5 protein-coding genes and 1 pseudogene are annotated in these 8,526 nt (G+C 71.8%); 3 read left to right on the top strand and 3 right to left on the bottom strand.

Features of this window, described 5'->3' with window-relative positions; genetic code table 11:
* Positions 1 to 205, bottom strand: a pseudogene (locus FRW57_RS24045) (Ltp family lipoprotein); the annotation flags it as partial.
* A gap of 339 nt (positions 206 to 544) precedes the next feature.
* Here FRW57_RS24045 and FRW57_RS13385 point away from each other — a divergent pair.
* From FRW57_RS13385 to lysS, 3 genes are all read left to right on the top strand, one after another.
* Complete coding sequence (locus FRW57_RS13385) at positions 545 to 1,537, top strand: hypothetical protein (RefSeq protein ID WP_137122143.1); 993 nt, start codon at positions 545 to 547, stop codon at positions 1,535 to 1,537.
* 209 nt (positions 1,538 to 1,746) lie between these two features.
* Entirely contained in the window at positions 1,747 to 3,039 is a 1,293-nt protein-coding gene (locus FRW57_RS13380) for an adenylosuccinate synthase (RefSeq protein WP_152186210.1), read from the top strand.
* Positions 3,040 to 3,214: 175 nt separating this feature from the next.
* The gene (gene lysS, locus FRW57_RS13375; protein ID WP_152186209.1) at positions 3,215 to 5,023 is read left to right on the top strand and encodes a lysine--tRNA ligase; all 1,809 of its coding nucleotides are present in this window, start codon (positions 3,215 to 3,217) and stop codon (positions 5,021 to 5,023) included.
* 104 nt (positions 5,024 to 5,127) lie between these two features.
* Here lysS and FRW57_RS13370 read toward each other — a convergent pair whose 3' ends face one another.
* Together FRW57_RS13370 and FRW57_RS23245 are read right to left on the bottom strand one after the other, a co-directional pair.
* The gene (locus FRW57_RS13370; protein ID WP_152186208.1) at positions 5,128 to 7,407 is read right to left on the bottom strand and encodes a HelD family protein; all 2,280 of its coding nucleotides are present in this window, start codon (positions 7,405 to 7,407) and stop codon (positions 5,128 to 5,130) included.
* Between the two features lie 61 nt (positions 7,408 to 7,468).
* The coding region (locus tag FRW57_RS23245; protein WP_162529357.1) for a helix-turn-helix transcriptional regulator at positions 7,469 to 8,526 on the bottom strand (1,058 nt) is incomplete at its 5' end.

Below are 8,526 nucleotides of genomic sequence, written 5' to 3'. Positions count from 1 at the left end.
TGGGGGCCGGTGTCGGCGCGCCAGCAGTGCTGGCAGCGGCCGGGCTGCTCGGGGCGGTGCCGGGGGCCGGCTCACCGCTCGCGACGGGTGCCGGTGATCCGGTGGATCCGTTTCCGGCCTCAGTGGCAGTCCCGCAGGCGGTGATGAGCCCGAGGCTTGCGCTCGCGGCGAGCGCGAGGACTGCGAGGCGTGGGCGGGTGGCCATGGAAGGTCGCTCCCTCATCGACGGGTGCTGCTGGTGCCCCCTCCGACGTCCGAACCGGCCCGCGGGTTGGGTGGTGCGAGTGAACCCGAGACCGGGCACACTGCATCCCCCGATGGGTGCAGCGTCCGGTGGCCTCCGGCGACGCAGTGGTGCCGGGGCCCGGGACCCGCGTGGGATCCCGGCTCCCGGCACCGCCCCCTGCATCTCACGTCCGGCCGGGGGCCGTCCGCCGCCGTGCTCGGATGTTCCCCTGCCACGTCCGCACGGCGGGGACCATGATGCCGTGTGAAGTGACCGGATGGTGGCACAACATTGCCAATGTCCATAAAATGCCACGAAATGAAGGGTCAACTCGCCGTCCTCAACGTCTCGCCTCGCGCCGAGTCGCTCTACCGCCGAGTCCTGCGGGCCACCTCCACCGACCTGGCAGGACACGCGACCGAGCTCGGGTGGCGCGAGATCGACGCGGCCGAGGCGCTGGAGGAGCTGCTGACCGCGGGCCTGGTGCGGCACCGGCCCGACGGCACGATCCAGGTGGACCATCCCCGCGCCGCGCTCGAGCGGCTGATCGATGCGGAGGAGGCCCGCCTTGACGACCGACGCCGTGAGCTGGCCGCCGCCCGGGGGGCGATCAGCCAGTTCACCGAGGACCACAGCTTCGGGCAAGCCGGAGCGAGACACCCCGTCACGGGTTGGGAGACGGTCGCGCCCGAGGTGGCCCCCAGCGTCGTGGAATACCTCTCGCGCACCACGGGCGGCCTGATCCGGTCGTGCGTGCAGAGCCTGGACATCGGACCCGGCCTCGACCACGACGCCGTGCGCACGACGCAGTCGGCGCTGATCGCCGGACGGGAGCAGCGGACCCTCTATCCCATGGTGGCCCTGTCCGACCCGAACGGTCGCGACTGGATGCACTCCTGGGCCCGGGTCGGTGAGCAGCAGCGGGTGATGGAACGCCCACCGCACGACTTCGCGGTCTTCGGGTCCAACGCCGTGATGGCGGCCGTCGAGTGGGGCGCGCCCACGGGCGGCTACGTCGTCATCCGCGACGCCATGCTGGTGCAGGCATTCAGCACCGTCTTCGACCAGGCCTGGCGGCTGGCGCTCCCGGTGCACGACGGCTCCGACGCCTCCGCCGACGACCGCCGGCTGCTGGGGATGCTCGGCAGCGGGTTCAAGGACGAGGCGATCGCCCGCTACCTGGGCTGGGGCGTGCGCACGGTGCGACGGCGGGTCTCCCGGCTGATGGACGAGCTGGGGGTCGACTCGCGGTTCCAGCTCGGCGCCGCGGCGCAACGGCGGCACCTGCTGGACGGCGACATCCTGCGCTGACCCAGGGGCCGCGCGGCATACGGAAGTGGTGGGGGAGGGGCTGGTGCACGGCATACCGGCTGGTGAACGACGACGCAGCAACAAGGGCGCACCCGGTAGCCTTTGGCCGCACGGGCCCTGCGTCGAGCGGGGCTCGCGTCGTGCCTGCGACACCGACGACCGGGCGCGGAACGCACACGCGTGCAGCGACGAGAAGGTGGGTGGCCGGGATGCCGGCGATCGTGCTGGTGGGAGCCCAGTGGGGCGACGAGGGCAAGGGCAAGGCGACGGACCTGCTGGGGAGCAGGCTCGACTATGTCGTGAAGTTCAACGGCGGCAACAACGCCGGTCACACGGTCGTCATCGACGGCGAGAAGTACGCCCTGCACCTGCTGCCCAGCGGCATCCTCACGCCGGGCTGCATCCCGGTCATCGGCAACGGCGTCGTCGTCGACCTGAGCGTGCTGTTCGAGGAGATCGACGCGCTCGAGGCGCGCGGGATCGACACCAGCTCGCTCGTCGTGAGCGCCAACGCCCACCTCATCGCGCCCTACAACCGAGTGCTCGACAAGGTCACCGAGCGCTTCCTCGGGTCGCGCAAGCTCGGCACCACCGGCCGGGGGATCGGCCCCACCTATGCCGACAAGATGAGCCGGATCGGCATCCGGGTCCAGGACCTCTACGACGAGTCGATCCTGCGGCAGAAGGTCGAGGCCGCCCTCGACGTCAAGAACCAGATGCTGCTCAAGGTCTACAACCGTCGCGCCGTCGAGGTGGACGAGGTCATGGCTGAGTTCCTCCGGTATGCCGACCGGTTGCGTCCGATGGTGGCCGACACCTCGCTGGTCCTCGCCAAGGCGCTGGACGAGGGCAAGAACGTGCTCTTCGAGGCCGGCCAGGCGACCCTGCTGGACGTCGACCACGGGACCTACCCGTTCGTCACCTCGTCCAACGCCATCTCGGCGGGCGCCTGCACCGGGGCCGGCGTGCCGCCCACCCGGATCGACCGGGTCACCGCGATCCTCAAGGCGTTCACGACCAGGGTGGGGGAGGGGCCGTTCCCGACCGAGCTGCACGACGAGGTCGGTGACCGGTTGCGCGAGATAGGTCGCGAGTTCGGCACCACGACGGGACGACCGAGGCGGATCGGCTGGCTGGACACCGTGATCGGGCGCTACGCCGCGCGGATCAACGGCGTCACCGACTTCGTGATCACCAAGCTCGACAACCTCGACACCTTCGACGAGATCCCGGTCTGCGTGGCCTATGACGTCGACGGGGTGCGGCACGACGAGATGCCGATGACCCAGACCGACTTCCACCATGCGAAGCCGATCTACGAGGTGCTGCCGGGGTGGAACTCCGACATCTCGGGCTGTCGCAGCTATGACGAGCTGCCGGCCAACTGCCGGGCCTACGTCGAGTTCGTCGAAGGGCAGGTCGGGGCCCGGGTCTCGGTGATCGGTGTCGGCCCGGGGCGCGACGAGGTCATCGAACGCCACTCCCTGCTCGGCCACGACTGACCTGTGCTCGGTCCAACCCGGTTTGCTCGCGTCAAGCCGGTGTCCAGCGGGTCGGAAGCGGCCTCACGCGAGCAAAGCGGCCTCACGCGAGCAAAGCGGCCGGCACGGAGCACGCGGAGCACCGGCGCGCGGCGCGGGCGCAGGGCGGGCAACGGGGTTTGGGAGGATGAGGAGTATGACGGACACGGCGCGGAACGCAGACACGGTCGCCGCGAGCGCGGGCACCGACCGGGGCATCGACGGCGACTGGGTCTCGCGGCTCGCGGACGAGGTCGTGGTCGAGGCGAAGCGCCGCGGCATGGACACGATCGTCTGCGCCTCGGGCATCAGCCCCTCCGGGCCGGTCCACCTGGGCAACCTGCGCGAGGTCATCACGCCGCACCTGGTCGCCGACGAGATCAAGCGGCGCGGGATCGCCTGCGAGCACATCATGTCGTGGGACGACTACGACCGCTTCCGCAAGGTGCCGTTTGGCGTCGGGGTGGACGAGTCCTGGAACCAGCACATCGGCAAGCCGCTGACCTCCGTCCCGCCGCCTCCCGGCAGCGCGCACGACAGTTGGGCCGAGCACTTCAAGGCCCCGCTCGTCGACGCGCTGACCCGGATGGGCATCGACTTCCGCGGCATCAGCCAGACACAGCAGTACACCTCCGGCGCCTACCGCGAGCAGATCCTGCACGCCATGCGCGAGCGGGCCCACATCGACGAGGTCCTCGGTCGTTACCGCACCAAGGCGGCCGACCCGGCCGCCGTCGTGGCGGGGCAGGCCAAGAAGCTCGACGCGGACCAGGAGGCCGCCGCGGCCGAGGCAGCCGAGGGCTCCGGCGCGGCCAGCGAGGACGACGGCACCGCCGCGACCGGCTACTACCCCTACAAGCCCTACTGCGACATCTGCCAGCGCGACACGACCACGGTCACGGCCTACGACGACGAGACCACCGCGCTCACCTACACCTGCGCCTGCGGGCACGGACGCACCGTGCTGCTCTCGGAGAGCAACCACGGCAAGCTGGTCTGGAAGGTCGACTGGCCCATGCGGTGGGCCTACGAGGGCGTCGTCTTCGAGCCGTCGGGGGTCGACCACCAGTCACCCGGCTCGTCCTTCGTGGTGGGTGGGCAGCTGGTCCGCGAGATCTTCGGTGGCGAGCGCCCCGTCGGGCCGATGTATGCCTTCGTCGGCATCAAGGGGATGGCCAAGATGAGCTCGTCCAAGGGGGGAGTCCCGACCCCCGCGGAGGCGCTGGAGATCATGGAGCCGGCGATCCTGCGGTGGCTCTATGCCCGGCGCAAGCCGTCCCAGTCGTTCGACATCTCCTTCGGTCAGGAGATCCAGCGCCTGTATGACGAGTGGGATGCCTTGGTGCGCAAGGTCACCGGCGACTCGGCGCAGCCGGGCGACCTGGCGGCATACCAGCGGGCGAGCTCGACCGCGGCAGGCGAGCTGGCCCGCACGCCCCACCCGCTGCCGTTCCGCACCCTCGCGTCCGTGGTCGACATCACCACCGGCCACGACGACCAGACGTTGCGGATCCTGTCGGAGCTCGACCCGGAGGACCCACTGGAGTCGCTGGACGAGGCACGTCCGCGTCTGACCTGCGCCGAGAACTGGGTCGACACGCAGGTGGCCGCGGAGGACCGCACGCGGGTCCGGGTCGAGCCCGACGCCGAGCTGCTCAGCGGGGTCGGCGAATCCGAGCGCGAGGAGCTGCGCGTCCTGCTCGAGGGCCACGCGGATCCTGCGCTGCCGAGGCTCGAGGACGCCTGGTCGCTCGACGGCCTCACGACCCAGGTCTACGGCGTGCCCAAGGTGTTGCGCGGCATCGAGGCCGACGCCAAGCTGCGCGACCCCGAGCTGTCGAAGGCCCAGCGCGAGTTCTTCAAGCTGGTCTACCGGCTGCTCATCGGCAAGGAGACCGGGCCGCGGCTGCCCACGCTGTTGCTGGCGGTCGGCCTCGACCGGACCAAGGCGCTGCTCGGCCACTGACCCGACCGCCCCTCCAGCCGGCAGCGACGAGCTGTCTCTGACCCGACGCCACGACCCGACACGCCGCCGTCGAGGTCGTCGGGCGCGGCAGGCCGGCTCCGGTGTCACCCCTCGACGCGCAGGACGGCCATCCGGTGGGCGGCTCGGGTCAGCGCGACGTAGAGCACCCGCACGCCGCCGGGTGACTCTCGGGTGATCTCGTCGGGGTCGACGATCACCGTCGCGTCGTACTCCAGGCCCTTGGTCGACATCGGGTCGACCACGACCACCCGCCGGTCGTCGTGGACCGTGGCCAGGTCGGCGGCCCAGCGCGCCGGCGTGACGACCGCGATCGACCCTTCGACCTCGCTGAGCAGCCGCACCACCGCCTTGCCGGCCGCCTCGGCCAGCCTCGAGGGCGCGACCGTCTCCTCGACCGGCTCGACGCCCGTGTCGCGGACCGCCTGGGGGATGTCGGCGTCCGGCACCTGCTCGCGCACCACGCGCGCGGCGTAGTCGAAGATCTCCTGCGCGTTGCGGTAGTTGGTGTCCATGTGGAAGCGCTGGCGGAGCTTGCTGCCGAATGCCTCCTCGCGGGCCGTGGCGGCCTCGTCCCCGTCGGGCCAGGAGCTCTGCGCCGCGTCACCGACCACCGTCCACGACGACCACCGGCCGCGCCGTCCGAGCATCCGCCACTGCATGGGCGACAGGTCCTGCGCCTCGTCGACGAGCACGTGGGCATACTCCGCCGGCTTCTCCAGGCGGCCCTGCAGCAGCCGGGCCCGGCGGTCCTGCGGGGTGAACTCCCCACGCGCCGTGGCGGGTTCGAGTCCCGTGCCGCGCGCGCCGACCGGTGAGACGTGGTACTGCGAGGCGTCGTCGAGCTCCTCGATCTCGTAGAAGCCGCGCTCCTCCGAGCGCACCTCCCGGATCGGCCCGAGCCGGGCCGCGAGGTCGTCGATCAGCGCGGCGTCGGCGACCGACCACGCGCCCGTCTCGAGGGCCCGGTCGATGGATTGGCCGAGCACCTCGACCTCCTCGGCCGACAGGATGCCCCTGCCGTAGCGGGTGAGGCGCTCGCGGTCGGCGAGCCACAGCAACACCTCGCGGGGGTCGAGCGGCCGCCACCACTGCTCCAGGAAGGCCTCCACGTCCGGGTGATCGACGAACTTGTCGATGAACTCGGCACGTTCGCCGCTGCGGACGCCCGCCCAGGCGACCTCGGCGAGGCCCTGTGCGGCGGCGCTGGTGGCGAGGTTGCGCTGATGCGTCCGCAGCACCTGGTCGCGCACCCGAGCCAGGTCGGGTTGGTCGATCCGGATCGCGCGGCCCGCGACGAAGGCGCGCAGCGTCCGGGGGACGCCGGGGATGACGTCACGAGCCGCCCGGGCCAGGACCCGCCGGATCCGCAGGGAGCCCTTGATGGCTGCCGCGGCGGGGGAGTCGAGACGCACGGCCGTCATCCCGTCGAGCACGTCGCCGAGCGAGCGCAACGTGACGGTCTCCTCACCCAGGGAGGGCAGGACCCGCTCGATGTATGCCGTGTAGGCGGCCGAGGGGCCCACCACCAGGATGCCGCCGGCCTCGTAGCGGCGCCGGTCGGCATACAACAGGAAGGCCGCTCGGTGCAGCGCGACGACGGTCTTGCCCGTGCCCGGGCCCCCCGTGATCTCGGTGACCCCCTTGGCGGGCGCTCGGATCGCCTCGTCCTGGTGTCGCTGGATGGTGGCGACGATGTCGCGCATCCGTTCGCCGCGGGTGCGCGTCAGGGCCGCCATGAGCGCGCCGTCGCCGACCACGACGAGGTCCTCTGGCGGTTCGACCACCATGAGGTCGTCCTCGATCCCGATCACCTCGGGGCCACGGCAGCGCAGGACCCGGCGGCGCAGGACGCCGAGCGGGTCGACCGGTGTCGCGCGGTAGAACGGGGCCGCGGCGGGTGCCCGCCAGTCGATGACCAGCGGCTCGTAGTCGTCGTCCCGGACCCCGAGGCGGCCCACGTAGCGCACCTCGCGCTCCGCGCCGTCGCGGGACTCGTGCTCGAGGTCGAGGCGCCCGAAGACCAGGCCCTCGTACTGCGTCTCCAGGCTCGCGCGGCGTCGGCCGGCGCTGTAGACGAGCGCGTCCCGCTCGAACAGGCCGGTCAGCTCCTCGTCGCGGATGTCTCCCGTGCGGTCGGTGCGACCGCGGGACAGACCCTCAGCCTCGACGAGGTCCACCCGGGCGGTCGCCTTGTCGAGCTCGGCGTAGACGCGGTTGACGTGGGCCTGCTCGACGGCGATCTCGGCGGTGACCTCGGGAGGGGTCGACTGCGCGGTGACCTGTTCCGAAACGCTCACATGCTCCCCTGCACGACTGACGACGACATAGGCGGCCGGCGTCCGTGTCTCAAACGCCGAACGCATGAGTCTAGCCGCGTCCGCGCGGGCATGAGGTCACTGTCCGGTGAATCGGCTGATCGGCCGGTCAGACCCACCCGCGCTTCGTGGCCGCGATGCCGGCCTGGAAGCGCGTGCGCGACCCCAGCCGGTCCATCAGCGCGCGCATCCGTCGCTCCACGGTCCGTTGGGAGACCCCGAGCTGGCGGGCGATCGTCGCGTCCGAGGCACCCGCGGCCAGCAGCGTGATGATCTGGTGGTCGCGGTCGTCCAGGGGAGAGTCCTCGACCGCACGGTGCAGCGGCGAGCCGAGGCGCCACACCTGCTCGACCGTGGCAGAGATCGCGAGGACCAGGGCACGTGAGCGCACCAACAGCGAGCCGGCGCCGGTTTCGTCGTGGGCCGACACGTCGACGACGGCAGCGGTGTCGTCGACCACGACCGCCGAGAACGGGGCCCGCGGGACGAAGCGGATGGACTCCCCGCCCTCGATGCGTGCGGCCAGGACGTCACGGGCGTCGGGCAGGTCGAGGACGTCCACGACATACGTGCTGCGGAACTCGAGCGGTTGGCCGTCGGCGGAGTAGCCCGGCTCCCGGTGCGCGGCCAGCGGCCCGGCGAACAGCTGGCGGGTGCGGGGTGACAGGTCCCGCATCGCGACGACCGACGTGCGCGCCGAGGCGACGATGTCAGCGGTTGCGCTGTGCAGCTCGTCGACGGTGCTGAGGACCTGGACCCCCCGGTCGCTGCGTGGTCCCCGTCCGTGAGCGGCGTAGAAGACCTCGGCGAGCTCGTGTGCCGAGGCGCGCACCCCCCTGGCCTGCCGTTCGAGCTCGGCAGCGTAGGCCGGGAGCGCGACGTCGGGTGCCACGGGCAGCCAGACGCCGTCCTCCTGCTGCAGGATGAGCCCCCGACCGAGCAGGCTCTGGAGTGCCTCGTCGACCAGCTTGCCGGTCATGCCCTGGGCCACGAGCAGGGCCCGGGTCGCGTCCTTCTGCCGGAGGATGGCCAGGTAGACCCGGGTGGTCAGCTCGTCCAGAAGCTGGGGCGCCGCCGCTGTCGGCGGTGGGCCGACCGGATCGGGTGCGTCCGCCGGGCCCGCGGGCCTGCCGGGGGAGCCCGCGGGGGCTCCCGTGTCGGTCGAGT

The organism is Segeticoccus rhizosphaerae (assembly GCF_009192725.1).
Classification (GTDB): Bacteria; Actinomycetota; Actinomycetes; order Actinomycetales; family Dermatophilaceae; genus Segeticoccus; species Segeticoccus rhizosphaerae.
The sequence above is the reverse complement of the archived record's forward strand: the minus strand, read 5'-3'. Positions and strand labels throughout refer to the sequence as shown.